Genomic DNA, 14,814 nt, shown 5'->3' on the forward strand with positions numbered 1-14,814 from the left:
AATCTGCACGATTGCTGCCCGGCCGGCCGGCCGGGCCGCGGGTTCAGCGCGTCAGGGCTGGCGCACGTCGGCCACGGGCTGTTCGCCGAAGTCGGATCGTGCGAGCCAGGCGAGCACGCGCGCGGCGGCATCGTGGGGAGCGGTCAATGCGCCATCCGTTTTGAGGCTGGCGAAGTTCTGCAGGTCCGGGAAGGCGGCCGGGTCGGCGGCGCGCAGATGGACCTGCATGTCGGTGTCGATCACACCGGGAGCGAGCGAGCATACCCTGGCGCCGCCGGGCTGCTGCGCCTCGTCCAGCGCCACGCAGCGCGTGAAGTGGTCCATGCCGGCCTTCGCGGCGCAATAGGCCGATTGCGAGGCCATCGCGCGGCGCCCCAGGCCCGAAGAGATGTTGAGCACCTTGCGCGGCACGGCCCAGTTGCGGGTCGCGGACAGGAAGGCGCCGGTGAGCTGCATGGGGGCCTCCAGCCCGACCCGCAGTGCATGCGCGAGGTCTTCCGGGTCGCTGTCGGCGAGCGGTGCGATGTGCGGCACCACGCCCGCGTTGTTGATGAGCGTGGCGCTCGCATAGCGGCCGGCCGGCTGGGCCGCGAGCCAGGCGCGGAGCCGGTCGGCGGCCTGCGCGCCCTCGGCCAGGTCCTGCTCCCACTGCTCCAGCGGGGAGCCGGCGCGCTGCGCGATGGCGGCCAGCGCATCGCTCGGGCGCCGCGACAGCGTCACCAGCGCGTGGCCGCTTTCCAGCAGCTGCTGCGCCATGGCGAAGCCCATGCCGCGCGAGGCGCCGGTGAGCAGGGTGAGGGGGCGGGCCGGGGTGGGGGAGGGGGAAGTGCCTTGCATGGTGCCGGCGATGGTAATGCGGCGCGCCGTGCCCAGGCATGTCAAGCACTTGTTTGCTATTAAATTAATAGCAAACTATTGAATGAATCCGGCGGCATGGAGGGCTTTTTGCTTGAGGTTGGGTGCCTAGCCCCTCAGAACGGGGGCGGCGCATCGAATTGCAGGGGCGCGCCCGTGCGCGGGTGGGCGAAGGCGAGGTGCGCCGCGTGCAGCAGCAGCCGCGGGGCGCGGGCCTGCACGGCGGCTGGCGCATAGAGCGCGTCGCCCAGGATGGGGTGGCCGATGGCGGCCATGTGCACGCGCAACTGGTGCGTGCGGCCGGTGACGGGCTCCAGCAGTACCCGCAGGCTGCCGCCCGGATCGGCCGGCAGCGGTGCGCCGGCGGCCGGTGGCGCGGCGCGCCAGCGCGTGAGGCTGGGCTTGCCCAGGGCGGCGTCCACGACGCGCAGCGGACGGCGCTCCCAGTCGGCCGCGATGGGCAGGTCGATCTCCTGCCAGGGCGTTTGCGGGGGTGCTCCTGGCAGGCTGTGGCCGGCGTCCACCACGGCCACATACTGCTTGTGCACCTGCCGCGCGGCGAACGCATTGCCGAGCGCGCGCTGGGCCTCGGCATGCAGCGCCATCACCACGAGGCCCGAGGTGGCCTGGTCGAGCCGGTGCACCACGCAGGCGCCGGGCCAGTGCCGCGCTGCGCGTGCGCTCAGGCAGTCCTGCTTGTCGGGGCCGCGGCCGGGCACGCACAGCAGGCCGGAAGGCTTGGCCAGCACGACCAGGTCGCCGTCGGCAAAAAGGCATTCGGGCGCGGGCGACAGGGGGGCTGGCCTGTCGCCGGGCTCCGGCGGGCCCGCGGCCACGGCCGGGTTCACGCCTGCTCGCCGTGCACCAGCCGGTGCACGGTGGCGCACAGCTCGTCCACGTCGTTGGGCTTGTGGATCAGCGCGCTGGCGCCTTCGGCCAGCGCCTCGCGTTCGATCTCGGTGGTCACGTGGCCCGAGGCCAGCGCCACGGGCAGGTCCGCGCGGATGCGCTTGGATTCGCGCACCAGATCCACGCCGCAGTAGCCGGGCATGTTGTAGTCGGTCACCACGAGGTCGTAGGCCTGCGGGTCGGCGCGCAGCGCCTCGGTGGCCTCGTGCGGATCGGTGAAGCCGCTCACCCGGTAGCCGCGGCGCTTGAGCAGCCGCTGCACCAGGAAGACGAGTGCCTGGTCGTCGTCCACGTACATCACGTGGCGCTGCCGCTCCGCCGGGGCCCCCGCGAGGAGCGGGGCCGTGGCGGCCCCGGGCGCTGCGGACGCCTGGGGCTGCGCCGCTGCGGGCGCCTGTGGCGCGGGGGCTCCCTCGGCCACCGGGAAATAGAGCGTGAAACGGCTGCCTTCGCCGGGGGCGCTCTGCACGTCCACCGCGCCGCCGTGCGTGCGCATCACGCCGTGCACCACGGCCAGGCCCAGCCCGGTGCCCTGGCCCACGGGTTTGGTGGTGAAGAACGGCTCGAAGATGCGCTGCTGCGTGGCCGCGTCCATGCCGGGGCCGTTGTCGATCACGCTGATCACCACGTACTCGCCTGCCGGCAGCGCCAGGCGTTCGCACAGCCGCTGCTCGGGATGCAGGGCCGAGGCCTGCACGTGCACGGTGCCGCGGGCCTCGCCGATGGCGTGGATGGCGTTGGTGCAGAGGTTGAGCAGCGCCTGCTCGACCTGTGTGGCATCGGCCAGCATCGCGGGCAGGGGCGCGTCGATCTGCAGCCGCAGCTCGATGGCGGGCGGCAGCGTCACGCGCAGCAGGTGCTCGGTGTCGTGCACGGCCTCGGAGACCGGTACGGCGGTGCGCTTGGGGGGCTCGTTGCGGCTGAAGGTGAGGATCTGGCGCACGAGGTCGCGCGCGCGGCGGCCGGCCTTCTCGATCTCGTGCAGGCTTTCCAGCGCAGGCGCGCCGGCCGGGCAGTCGGCCTTGGCCAGCTCGACGTTGCCGAGGATGGCGCCCAGGATGTTGTTGAAGTCGTGGGCGATGCCGCCCGCCATGGTGCCCACGGCCTGCATCTCTTGTGCGATTCGCGCAACTGCGCTTCCAGTTCGGTGCGGTGCGCCTCGGCCTTCTTGCGGCCGGTGAGGTCGCGCGCGAACACCGTGGTGGTCTCGCCTTCGGCATGCCGCTCGAACGACACGCTCACCTCCACGGCCAGTTCCTTGCCGCTGGCGGTGAGGGCGAGCATCTCGCCCAGCACGGCCTGCGTGGCCAATTGCGCGAAGGCCAGCGCCTGCGCCGCGTCGGGCAGGAAGCGGTCGAGCGGGCTGCCCAGCGCGTCGGCCGTCGAGCATTGGAAGAGCGCCGCCGCGGTGGGGTTGAAGACGGTGATGCGCTGGTGCTGGTCCACGCAGATGATGGCGTCCAGCGCGGAGTTGATGACGGCCTCCAGTCGCCGTTCGCTGTCGTAGAGCTGCGCATTGCGCTGCTGCAGCGCCTCGGCGCTCTGCTGCAGCGCAAGGCGCTCGGCCACCAGCGGCCCCTGGTCCACCACCGCGCAGAGGAACTGCGGTTGCGGCGGGCCGCCGCCTTCCTGGGGGGCCTCGATGCGCGCGATGTAGAGGTCGCCCGTGATGGACGAGCCCGCCGAGCCGATGGGGAACACCACCTCGCTGGCCTCGCCGTGGCCGTGCTCCTGCGCCTCGGCGAAGGTGGCGCGCACGCGGTCGGCGTCGGCCGCACTCACGAACGGCATGAGGGAGGTGAGGGGCCGGTCGGCCTCGCCGGGCTGGAACCAGCGGTGGGCCATCGAATTGGCCTGCACCACCATGTCGTGCTCGTCGAGCACCATGAGGGCCAGCGGCACGCTGGCGAAGAGGGTCTCGAAGCGCTCGGACGCGCTTTCGGCGGCGGTCTGGCTGTAGCGCAGGACCTTGTTCTGCACTTCCAGTTCGGCCTGGTAGGCGCGCAGCTCGGCAATCAGCGCCGCCACGGGGCCCTGCGGGCCGGCGGGCCGTTCGGGAGGCCGGCGGGCGGGCCCGGCGGGTGCATCCGGCGGTGCCGGCGCGGCCGCGGCGCCTTCGGCCGCGGGGCCGGCAGGGCGCGGCGGGCCGTCCGGGTCGGGCGGCAGGAGAAACGACAGATCGGGGCGGCTCATGGGCGGCTCGGGCGGCTCGGGCGGCTCGGACGGTTCACGCCACTGCGGCGCACGGGGCGGCGGCGCCGCGGGGAATCGGGCCAGTGTACGCCGCGGCCCGCCCCGGCAGCCGTGCCTCCGCCTTCTTCGGCCACAGGGGCATGGGCGCCGGGTGCCGGGCGGTCAGCGGCGCACGGAAACCAGTTCGACTTCGAACTGGAGCGTGGCGTTGGGCGGAATCACGCCGCCCGCGCCGGCTGCGCCGTAGGCGATGGACGGAGGGCAGGTCAGCTTGGCCTTGCCGCCCGGCTTCATGCGCTGCACGCCTTCGGTCCAGCAGGGGATCACCCGGTTCAAGGGGAACTCGGTGGGCTCGCCGCGCTTGTACGAGCTGTCGAATTCCTTGCCGTCGGCCAGGGTGCCGCGGTAGTGCACCTTCACGGTGTCGGTGGCCTTGGGCGATTCGCCGCTGCCTTCCTTGAGCGATTCGTAGACGAGGCCGCTGGACGTGGTGACGGCCGGGGCCTGGGCGTAGGCGGCGCCGGCCAGGACGGTGCTGGCGAGCAGGGTGGTGATCAGGGCTTTCAAGATGCGGTGCTCCGGGAAAGAAAAGACGCGATGGTAGCCCCCATGCGGGGACGGGCGGCGGCCGCCGGCCACCGCCGCCTCCGTCAGGCGAAGTCGCCCACGGGCACGCAGCTGCAGAACAGGTTGCGGTCGCCGTACACGTTGTCCACCCGGCCCACGGGCGACCAGTACTTGGACTGGCGCAGCGCCGCCACGGGGAAGGCCGCGGTCTCGCGCGCATAGGGATGCGCCCAGTCGGCCGAGAGCAGGCTGTGCGCGGTGTGGGGCGCGTTCTTGAGCGGGTTGTCGCCCTGCGGCCAGTGGCCCTGCTCGATCTGCCGGATCTCTTCGCGGATGGCGATCATCGCGTCGATGAATCGGTCCAGCTCGGCCAGCGTCTCGCTTTCGGTGGGCTCCACCATGAGCGTGTTGGCCACCGGGAAGGACAGCGTGGGCGCGTGGAATCCGTAGTCGATAAGGCGCTTGGCCACGTCTTCGGCCATCACGCCGCTGGTGTCCTTGAAGCCGCGCAGGTCCAGGATGCATTCGTGCGCGACGTGGCCGTTGGCGCTCGCGTACAGCGTGGGATAGTGGTCCTTCAAACGGGCGCTGATGTAGTTGGCCGAGAGGATGGCCGTCTCGGTGGCGGCGCGCAGGCCGTCCGGGCCCATCATGCGGATGTACATCCAGCTGATCGGCAGCACCGCCGCGTTGCCGAGGGGCGCCGCGCTGACCGCTCCCACGCTGCCAGCAGGACCCTTCGCCAGCGGGAGGCGGCCCGGCGCCGGCTCCAGCGCGCCCTGCGCCGCGGCCGTCGCATGGCCCGGCAGGTAGGGCACGAGGTCTTCCACCACGCAGACCGGGCCCACGCCGGGGCCGCCGCCGCCGTGCGGGATGCAGAAGGTCTTGTGCAGGTTCAGGTGGCTCACGTCGCCGCCGAAGGCGCCGGGCGCGGCCACGCCGACCATGGCGTTCATGTTGGCGCCGTCCACGTACACGCGGCCGCCGTACTGGTGCACGAGCGCGCACAGTTCCTTCACCTGGGTCTCGAACACGCCGTGCGTGCTGGGGTAGGTGATCATCACGCAGGCGAGCTTTTCGCCGTGCTGCTCGCACTTGGCGCGCAGGTCCTGCAGGTCCACGTTGCCGTTGGCGTCGCAGGCGGTCACCACCACCTGCATGCCCACCATCTGCGCGCTGGCCGGGTTGGTGCCGTGCGCGCTGCTCGGGATCAGGCAGATGTTGCGGTGGCCCTGGCCCTGTGCCGCGTGCCAGGCGCGGATCGCGAGCAGGCCGGCGTACTCGCCCTGCGAGCCGGCGTTGGGCTGCAGGCTGATGCCGGCGTAGCCGGTGGCTTCGCAGAGCCACGCGCGCAGCTGCTCGTCCAGCAGGCGGTAGCCTTCCAGCTGGTCGGCCGGCGCGAAGGGGTGCACGTGCGCGAATTCGGGCCAGGTGATCGGGATCATCTCGCTCGTGGCGTTGAGCTTCATCGTGCAGCTGCCCAGCGGGATCATGCTGCGGTCGAGCGCGAGGTCCTTGTCCGAGAGCTGGCGGATGTAGCGCAGCATGCCGGTCTCGGAATGGTGGGTGTTGAACACCGGGTGCGTGAGGAAGGCGCTCGTGCGGCGCAGGTCGGCGGGGATCAGCGGGTGCACGCCGTTCGCGAAATCCTCGATGCGGGGCAGGGCCTGCCCGTCGGCGGCGAAGATCGACCAGAGCAGTTCGATGTCGGCCCGCGTCGTGGTTTCGTCGAGCGAGATGCAGAGGTAGTCGTCCCAGGCCACGCGCAGGTTGGCGCCGCGCTCCACGGCGCGGGCCAGCAACGCGCCGGTCTGCTCCTTCGTGTGCAGGCACAGGGTGTCGAACGCGGACTCGTGGTGGTGCGCGGTATGGCCGAGCGCGACGAGGCCCTTGGCCAGGATGGCCGTGAAGCTCGCCACGCGCTGGGCGATGCGCGTGAGGCCCTCGGGGCCGTGGTAGACCGCATACATGCTGGCGATCACCGCGGGCAGCACCTGCGCCGTGCAGATGTTGGAGGTGGCCTTCTCGCGGCGGATGTGCTGCTCCCGCGTCTGCAGCGCGAGGCGGTAGGCCGGCTGGCCGTGCGCGTCCACGCTCACGCCCACGAGTCGGCCCGGCAGCGAGCGCTTGAATTCGTCGCGGCAGGCCATGAAGGCGGCGTGCGGGCCACCGGCGCCCATCGGCATCCCGAAGCGCTGCGTATTGCCCACGACGATGTCCGCACCCCATTCGCCGGGCGGCACGAGCAGCGTGAGCGCGAGCAGGTCGGCGCAGACGATGGCGGCGGCCTGCTTGGCATGGATCTTCTCGACGTCGGCGCGCCAGTCGGCCAGCCAGCCGCTGCTGGCGGGGTACTGGATGACGGCTGCGAACAGCTCGCCGTCAAGTGCCGCATTCCACTCGGCCTCGGAGTTGGCGACCACCACCGCGATGCCCAGCGGCTCGGCGCGCGTGCGGATCACCTCGATGGTCTGCGGATGCGTGTCGCCCGACACCACCAGGGTCTGGCTCTTCGACTTGACCGAGCGCTTGGCGAGCGTCATGGCCTCGGCGGCCGCCGTGGCTTCGTCCAGCATCGACGCGTTGGCGATCGGCATGCCGGTGAGGTCGCACACCATCGTCTGGAAGTTGACCAGCGCCTCCATGCGGCCTTGGGAGATCTCCGCCTGGTAGGGCGTGTAGGCGGTGTACCAGGCGGGGTTCTCGAGGATGTTGCGCAGGATCACGCCGGGCGTGTGCGTGCCGTAGTAGCCCTGGCCGATGAAGCTCTTCAGCACGCGGTTCTTGGCGGCAATGGCCTTCAGCTCGGCGAGCGCGTCGGCCTCGGTCGTGGCGGGCGGCAGTTGCATGGCGTCGGTGCGGGCGATGGAGGCCGGCACGATGCCGCCCACCAGCGCGGCGCGCGACGCCTCGCCGATGACCGAGAGCATGCGCTCTTCGTCCGCCGCATCGATGCCGATGTGGCGGGGCTGGAATTCGGCTGCGTTCTCGAGGGCGGCAAGCGGCGCAAAGGTGGACGACGTCGGCATGGGAGGGTCCCGGTCAGCGGGCGAGAAAGGAGAAAGGGGGAAAACGGAGCCTGGGGCAGGGCGGCGGGCAGGCCCTGGGGGCCGCCTGCCGCGCCCGGCCGCTCAGGCGTTCTTGGCGAACTCGGAGTAGGTGGTCTCGTCCATGAGCGTGTCCAGTTGCGAGGCATCGGACAGGCGCACCTTGAAGAACCAGCCCGCATCCAGCGGATCGGAGTTGGCGAGCGACGGATCGGCGCGCAGCGCTTCGTTCACTTCCACGATTTCGCCGGACACGGGCATGTACACGTCGGCGGCGGCCTTCACGGACTCGACCACGCCGGCCACTTCGCCCTGCGCGAAGGTCTTGCCCACTTCGGGCAGATCGACGAAGACCACGTCGCCGAGCGCATCCTGCGCATGGACGGTGATGCCGACGATGGCGGCGTCGGCATCGGCGGCGTTGATCCACTCGTGGTCACGGGAATACTGGACGGTCATGGGATGGCTCCTGGAAAAAGGGGTGTCCACCTTGGCGGACTGGACATGGGGCGAAACGAAAAACGAGATCCCTCGGAGGGACAGGCGACTTTAGCCGGGAGCCGCGGGCGGTCAGCCGCGGTGGTAGCGCGGCGGCAGGAAAGGCAGGGCGCAGACTTCCATCGGCACGGCCTTGCCGCGCACGATGGCATGCACCACGGTGCCGATCTCCGCGAACGCCGGGGCCACGTAGGCCATGGCGACGGGCTGGTTCACGCTCGGGCCCAGCAGGCCGCTGGTCACCTCGCCGATGGCCGCGCCCTCGGGACTCTGCAGGGCCGTGTGCTCGCGCACCGGCACGCGCTCGCGGGCGACCAAGCCCACGCGGCGGCGGCCGAGGAGCGACGGCGTGTCGATCTGCGCCAGCACCTTCTCGGCGCCCGGAAAGCCGCCCGCGCGCGCGCCGCCCGTGCGGCGCACCTTCTGGATGGCCCAGTTCAGCCCGGCTTCGGGCGGCGTGGTGGTGGTGTCGATGTCATTGCCGTAGAGGCACAGGCCCGCTTCGAGCCGCAGGGAGTTGCGCGCGCCCAGGCCGATGGGCTTCACCTCGGGCTGCGCCAGCAGAGCGCGGGCCAGCGCCTCGGCCTGCGCGGCGGGCACGGAGATCTCGAAGCCGTCCTCGCCGGTGTAGCCGCTGCGCGTCACGAAGCAGTCGCACCCGGCGATCTGGAAACGGCCGCCCGTCATGAACACGAGCGATGCGGTCTCCGGGGCCAGGCGGGCGAGCGCTGCGGCGGCCTGCGGGCCCTGCAGCGCCAGCAGGGCCTGGTCGGGCAGCGGGATCACCTCGCAGCGGTGCCCGATGCGTGCTTCGATGTGGGCGATGTCGCCCACCTTGCAGGCGCCGTTGACGATCACGAACAGGTCGTCGCCGCGGTTCACGAACATCAGGTCGTCGATGATGCCGCCGTCGTCGTTCAGCAGCAGGCCGTAGCGCTGCTTGCCCACGCCCAGGCCGATCGCATCCACCGGCACGATGGTCTCGAAGGCGGCGGCGGCCTCCGGGCCCACCAGGCGCAACTGGCCCATGTGGGAGACATCGAACAGCCCGGCGGCCTGGCGCGTGTGAAGGTGCTCGGCCATCAGGCCCGCGGGGTACTGCACCGGCATCGAGTAGCCCGCGAAGGGGACCATGCGGGCGCCGAGTTCGAGGTGCAGCGCGTGGAGCGGCGTGGTGTGCAGGGCGGAGGAAGCTTCGGCGGACATGGGCGGGGCCTTTCAGGCGAGGGCAAACGACACGCGCGGCGCCATGGTTGCGCCGCGCTGGGGGTTGCCCGCTGTCCGCTTTACCTGAGAGATTCACACCGCCTGGCGCCATCACGTCGTGGCGGCGCAGCACGGGCTTGCTCCTTCGGTGGACCCGCACGGGGCGGGCCTCTCTCCAGCCGGGGAAACGCCCGCATCCCTGCGGGCGCCTTGCCAGTCCTTTTGCCTGAGCGTTCGGGGTGTCCCTGCGCCTTCGGCGGCGCCGGCGGCCCGTTGCGGGTGCGGCGCTCTCTCCTGACCGGGCGGATTCTAACGGCAGCGCGCGGCGCTCCGGCCGGCCGGGGGGAGGTTTTCTGCCGGGTGCCAAGCGCCCCGGGCCGGCGGTAACCGGCCGGGGCCTTGTCAGTTGCATGCGCCCCGGTAAGGACGCCCTGTGGCAGAAAGTATGCCGGTGGTCGGGCCGATGGATTTTTCGAATTTCCGAAGAATCACTGATTTTGCAGAAAATTCTTCTGTTGATGCGGCCAATGGATGCACAATCTTTCCATGGACCGCATCGACCGGAAAATCCTCGCCGTGCTGCAGGCCGACGCGCGCGCGAGCCTGCAGGAGATCGGCAATGCCGTGGGGCTGAGCCCATCGCCGTGCTGGGGCCGCATCCGCAAGATGGAGGAATCGGGCGTGATCGAGGGCTACACCGTGCGCCTCAATGCCCAGGCCCTGGACCTGGCCGACACCGTGCTGGTGCAGGTCACGCTCGACAGCCATTCCGACAACACGCTGGAGAAGTTCGGCGAAACGCTGGCGAGCATTCCGGAGGTGATCGAGGCGCACCTGGTTTCCGGCGACTACGACTACCTGCTGCGCGTGGTGGTGAAGGACACGCGCGACTACGAGCGCCTGCTGCGTGAAAAGCTCTACCGCATCAAGGGCATCCGCCACAGCCGCTCCAGCTTCGTGCTGCGCACGCTGAAGAAGGCCGACCTCCCGCTGCGAGCGGACTGAAGGCGGCGGCCTGCCGAGGATGGGCGGTCTTCTCAGGCTAAAAGGGAAATATGCTCCATGCCGCCGGATCCATTCAATAGTTTGCTATGTAATTTGTAGCAAATGGCTTGGGGTGGCCAACTGCGGGACGCCGCTCAGCGCGGCGCGGGTTCCGGCGCGGAGGCGTCCGCCTGGGCCACCCACAGGATGCGGCGCACATCCACGCCCAGCGATCGGGCGCGCGCCAGCAGCCGTTCACGCACCGCACCGGGCAGCGTGGGTGTGCGCGACAGGATCCAGAACGCATCCAGCCGGGGGCCCACCACCATCGCCCAGCGGTAGTCCTCGTCGAGGGCCTCCACGAAGTAGCCCGCATAGAAGGGCCCGAAGAAGGACACCTTGAGCGCGCCGGTGTCCGTGTCGCCCAGGAACCGGGCCCGGCCTTCCACCTCGCGCCAGCGCCGCTGCTCGGGGTCGTAGCCCCGGTTCACCACGCGGATCGATCCGTCGCCACGGCGGCTGTAGTGCGCGCTGGTGCGTATCAGACCGCGCTCGTAGCGCTGGTCGATGCGTGCCACTTCGTACCAGTGGCCCGCGTAGCGGTCGACGTTGAAACCCTTCACCGGCCGCACGCCGGCCGGGGGCTGCACGTTGCTGCGCAGGTACAGCGCCACGGCCGCTCCGGCAGCAGCGGCGGCCACCCCCACGGCCAGCGGGCCGGTGGCGGACATGCGGCGGTGGGTGGTGTAGCGCTGCAGTTCGGGACGGGGCATGGGACGGAAGCTCCTGGGAAACGCGGAAGAAGCGAGTCTGGCGAGCGATCGGCATGGCGCCTGTAGGCGGCGGGCGTGCAAACGCGTGAGAGATCGCTTCGTCCCGCCCGCCGCGCGCTGCCATCGAAAAGTTGAATCCGCCGCGCTGTCGGTGCGCGTATTGCCTTGCAGGGTGAAGAAGGGGTGGGCGCTTTTCCCGCTGGAGGACCGAAGCGCCGCTACCGGCCGCCATCCTGCAACCCGGCAACGGCGCGTCCGCCGCTGGACCGACATGTGAACCCATGCGCCATGCGCAACCCACAGGAGCCACCATGATCGACATTCCCGCATCGCCCCAGGACATCCTGCAGCGCCGTTCCGACAAGCTCAAAGAGCGCCGGATGTTCTTCCGAAAGACGGGCGGCTTCGCTGCCGGCATGGCCGGCGGGGCCATCCTCACGGCCTGCGGCGGAGGCTCCGGAGATGCCGTCGGCGCCGATGCGCCCACCGACGCGGAGATCCTCAACTTCGCCCTCAACCTCGAATACCTGGAGGCCCAGTTCTACCTCTACGCGACCACCGGTGCCGGGCTGTCCGATGCGCTCACCACCGGGACGGGTACCCGCGGTACGGTCAAGGCAGGGACCAGGGTGCCGTTCGCCGATCCCGTGGTGGCCGCCTATGCGAAGGAGATCGCCGCGGACGAACTGGCCCACGTCGCGTTCCTCCGCTCGGCGCTCGGCTCCGCCGCCGTGGCCATGCCTTCCATCGATGTCGGGGGCACCGATCCGAACGGCGCCTTCTCCAAGGCCGCGCAGGCAGCGGGCCTGGTGCCGGCGGGAACCGCGTTCAACCCATACAAGGACGATGTGAGCTTCCTGCTCGGGGCCTTCATTTTCGAAGACGTGGGCGTGACGGCCTACAAGGGCGCGGCGCCGCTGATCCAGAACAAGACCTACCTGGAGGCCGCTGCCGGGATCCTTGCTGCCGAGTCCTACCACGCCGGCCTCGTGCGCACGGTGCTGTATGCGAAGGGCGTGGATGCGCAATCGGCGGCCGGAAAGATCTCCGACGCCCGCGATTCCCTCGACAACTCCAGAGACGTGGACCAGGGGATCGCACCCGATGCCAGCGGCGCCTCCAACATCGTGCCTCTCGATGCCAACGGCATTGCCTACAGCCGCTCTCCGGACGACGTATTGAACATCGTCTACCTGACGCGGGACGCTGCCAGCCAGGGGGGCTTCTTCCCGGCCGGCGTCAACGGCAACCTGCGTCTGAGCAGCGTCTACATGTAGCCCTGGACCGGCTGCCGCCAGATGCCTGCAGGGCCTGGCGGTAGCTGCGATGGCTTCGCTCCCCCGGTGCGGCCGCCTTCCGTTCCCCTCCCATGAAAGCAGGAGTCCACCATGCGCGTGATCGAGCGAGATCCGGTGGCCGCGGTCGCGGCAGTGTCCCCCATGCCGCGGAGGCGTCTCACCTGGCGCCAGTGGCTGGGGTTTGCCATCGCAACCGCCGGGATGGTCGTCCTGGCCGTTCAAGCGCTGCAGGGCGTCTGGGCCGGTGACGACCGCATGCGCGGGGCACTGATCGGGGGGCTCATGGCAGCGGCTGCCACTGCACTCGGGGCGTTGCCGGTGCTTTTGTCGCAGAAGTTCTCACAGCGTACGCACGACACCATGCTGGGCTTCGGTGCTGGCGTGATGCTCGCGGCAAGCGCCTTCTCGCTGGTCATCCCCGCCATAGCCGCCGCCAGGTCCCAGGGCGCCGGCGCGTGGGGCGCAGGCGCAACCGTGGGGGCCGGGATCCTGCTGGGCGCCTTGCTGCTGCTGTGGATCGACCGTGCCGTGCCGCACGAGCATTTCGTGAAGGGGCTCGAAGGTCCCCAGGCGCGCGCCCTCAAGCGGGCCTGGTTGTTCGTGCTTGCGATCACGCTGCACAACCTGCCCGAAGGGCTGGCCATCGGTGTCGCTTTCGCCGGGCCCGACGGGGTGGGTGCCAAGGCGTTGGCGGCAGGCATCTCGATCCAGGACGTCCCCGAAGGCATGGTGGTCGCGCTGGCGCTGCGGGGCGTTGGCTATGGCCGGTGGATGTCTGCCGGGCTGGGGCTGGTGTCAGGCTTGATCGAGCCCGTCGCGGCCGTGCTGGGAGTCGCGCTGATCGGCCTGTCCGCAGGCTTGCTGCCCTGGGGCCTGGCCGCGGCGGCAGGCGCGATGCTGTATGTCATCAGCCACGAAATCATTCCCGAGTCGCACCGCAAAGGCCACGAGACTTCGGCCACGGCAGGGGTCATGTTGGGCTTCGTGGTGATGATGCTGCTGGACACGGCGCTCGGCTGAGACGGCGCCTGCACGCACGGCTGCAGAGCACGATCGCTGCCCCTGCATGCCGCCCGGCGGCCGTCGCCGAGCAGCGACATCGCAGGGGCGCCGTCGGTCAGGCTCTGCATTGCGCCGCGGAGCGCCATGGCAGCCATGGCTGTGGCGAACCCGGCAAAAGCGGTGGCCGGTGACTTCCAAAAACTGACCAGCCCCTCCGCCCCCCAGCCAAACCTTGGGGGCCCGATCCCCTCCATTCGCGTGCTGGGGTGGGCTGATGCGCCTCGCCGCAAGAGGGGCCGTGAGGCCGGCGCAACCGAGGCCCGCTGCCGCGGTCACCTACCTGCTTGCGTGTCCGTTGACCTCGGCCGGATGCCCCGCGCATGCATTCGTTCCTTCTTACATCGTTATGGATGGCAGCGCGTTCCGTTATGCGGGATGTCACGAAATTTTCATAACAATGTCGCAATTCCTACGGATGAGTCGAGAGACCTCGGCTACCGGCACCGAAGGTCCCGCGTCGGGGCTCGGGGGCAGGCCAGCCATCCGTATGCAGTTTCAACCAGCCCAAGGAGGCGAAATGACTGTAGCTACCGAGAGCATTGCGACACGGCGCCGTGATGAGGTATTGGCCTCGCGATTGCGAGACCTTCTGTGCGGACCCGGGACGGGGTTCCTCATGGAGGCGCACAGCGGGCTTTCCGCCCGTATCGTGGCGGAAACGGGATTCCGGGGGATCTGGGCGTCGGGGCTGTCCATCTCCGCTTCGCTGGGCGTGCGCGACGCCAACGAGGCCTCGTGGACCCAGACCCTGGAAGTGGTGGAATTCATGACCGACAGCACCGACCTGCCCGTGCTGCTCGACGGCGACACCGGGTATGGCAATTTCAACAGCGTGCGCCGCCTGGTGCGCAAGCTGTGCCAGCGCAACGTGGCCGGCGTCTGCCTCGAAGACAAGATCTTTCCCAAGACGAACTCCTTCATTGGCGACGGGCAGGAACTGGCCGATCCTGAAGAATTCGCGGGAAAGATCAAGGCCGCCAAGGACAGCCAGCTGAACGACGCCTTCTGCGTCGTCGCGCGCGTCGAGGCGCTGATCGCCGGGCGCGGCCTGACCGAAGCGCTGAAGCGGGCGGAAAAGTACCATGCGGCCGGCGCCGACGCGATCCTCATCCACTCCAAGAAGAGCGACGCGGCTGAGATCCTGCAGTTCGCTGAGTATTGGCAGGACCGCGCGCCGCTGGTCATCGTCCCGACCATGTACTACACCGTGCCGACCGAGCGCTTCATCGAGGCGAAGATCGCCGCGATCATCTGGGCCAACCACAACCTGCGCGCGTCCGTGGCCAGCATGCGGCGCATCTGCGAGGCGATCCACCGCGACCAGTCGCTCAAGGACATCGAGAACGATCTGCCGCGGGTCAAGGAGATCTTCGACCTGGTCGAACAGGACGAACTGACGCAGGCCGAGCACCGCTACCTGCC

The 14,814-nt window shown here is 70.0% G+C and carries 10 protein-coding genes, 2 pseudogenes and 2 riboswitches; of the genes and pseudogenes, 4 read left to right on the forward strand and 8 right to left on the reverse strand.

Translation table 11 applies throughout. The features are described from left to right. Positions 1–51 precede the first annotated feature (51 nt). From BM144_RS07625 to gcvT, 7 genes and pseudogenes are all read right to left on the reverse strand, one after another. Complete coding sequence (locus tag BM144_RS07625) at positions 52–837, reverse strand: SDR family NAD(P)-dependent oxidoreductase (protein WP_092951116.1); 786 nt, start codon at positions 835–837, stop codon at positions 52–54. 134 nt (positions 838–971) lie between these two features. Next, a complete protein-coding gene (locus tag BM144_RS07630; protein WP_434802653.1) occupies positions 972–1,703 on the reverse strand; it encodes an RluA family pseudouridine synthase in 732 nt (243 codons plus the stop codon). After that, positions 1,700–3,957: pseudogene (locus tag BM144_RS07635) on the reverse strand (PAS domain-containing hybrid sensor histidine kinase/response regulator). The gene BM144_RS07630 and the pseudogene BM144_RS07635 overlap by 4 nt, the downstream one beginning before the upstream one ends. Before the next feature lie 162 nt (positions 3,958–4,119). Continuing rightward, positions 4,120–4,524 carry an FKBP-type peptidyl-prolyl cis-trans isomerase gene (locus tag BM144_RS07640; RefSeq protein ID WP_175525975.1) on the reverse strand — a complete coding sequence of 135 codons (405 nt, stop codon included), beginning with the start codon at positions 4,522–4,524 and terminating at the stop codon, positions 4,120–4,122. A gap of 83 nt (positions 4,525–4,607) precedes the next feature. After that, entirely contained in the window at positions 4,608–7,553 is a 2,946-nt protein-coding gene (gene gcvP / locus BM144_RS07645) for an aminomethyl-transferring glycine dehydrogenase (RefSeq protein WP_092950780.1), read from the reverse strand. Between the two features lie 102 nt (positions 7,554–7,655). Next, positions 7,656–8,030, reverse strand: coding sequence for a glycine cleavage system protein GcvH (gene gcvH, locus BM144_RS07650; protein WP_092950782.1), 375 nt, complete (start codon positions 8,028–8,030; stop codon positions 7,656–7,658). Between the two features lie 111 nt (positions 8,031–8,141). Continuing rightward, positions 8,142–9,275, reverse strand: a complete 1,134-nt coding sequence (gene gcvT / locus BM144_RS07655; RefSeq protein WP_092950784.1) for a glycine cleavage system aminomethyltransferase GcvT — start codon at positions 9,273–9,275, stop codon at positions 8,142–8,144. Between the two features lie 62 nt (positions 9,276–9,337). After that, positions 9,338–9,464, reverse strand: a riboswitch (glycine riboswitch). Positions 9,465–9,483: 19 nt separating this feature from the next. Then, positions 9,484–9,582: riboswitch (glycine riboswitch) on the reverse strand. Positions 9,583–9,821: 239 nt separating this feature from the next. On the opposite strand from gcvT, the gene BM144_RS07660 reads away from it, so the two are divergent. Further along, positions 9,822–10,280, forward strand: a complete 459-nt coding sequence (locus BM144_RS07660) for an Lrp/AsnC family transcriptional regulator (RefSeq protein WP_092950786.1) — start codon at positions 9,822–9,824, stop codon at positions 10,278–10,280. 134 nt (positions 10,281–10,414) lie between these two features. Here BM144_RS07660 and BM144_RS07665 read toward each other — a convergent pair whose 3' ends face one another. Beyond that, a complete protein-coding gene (locus tag BM144_RS07665) occupies positions 10,415–11,032 on the reverse strand; it encodes a lipocalin family protein (RefSeq protein ID WP_092950788.1) in 618 nt (205 codons plus the stop codon). Positions 11,033–11,343: 311 nt separating this feature from the next. Here BM144_RS07665 and BM144_RS07670 point away from each other — a divergent pair, with 311 nt between their 5' ends. The 3 genes and pseudogenes from BM144_RS07670 to aepX form a co-directional block, all read left to right on the forward strand. Beyond that, positions 11,344–12,309, forward strand: a complete 966-nt coding sequence (locus tag BM144_RS07670; protein ID WP_092950790.1) for a ferritin-like domain-containing protein — start codon at positions 11,344–11,346, stop codon at positions 12,307–12,309. Between the two features lie 222 nt (positions 12,310–12,531). Then, a complete protein-coding gene (locus BM144_RS07675) occupies positions 12,532–13,350 on the forward strand; it encodes a ZIP family metal transporter (protein ID WP_434802656.1) in 819 nt (272 codons plus the stop codon). 559 nt (positions 13,351–13,909) lie between these two features. Next, a pseudogene (gene aepX / locus BM144_RS07680) lies at positions 13,910–14,812 on the forward strand (phosphoenolpyruvate mutase); the annotation flags it as partial. Positions 14,813–14,814 lie beyond the last annotated feature (2 nt).

Source organism: Paracidovorax konjaci (genome assembly GCF_900112675.1).
GTDB classification, from domain to species: Bacteria; Pseudomonadota; Gammaproteobacteria; order Burkholderiales; family Burkholderiaceae_C; genus Paracidovorax; species Paracidovorax konjaci.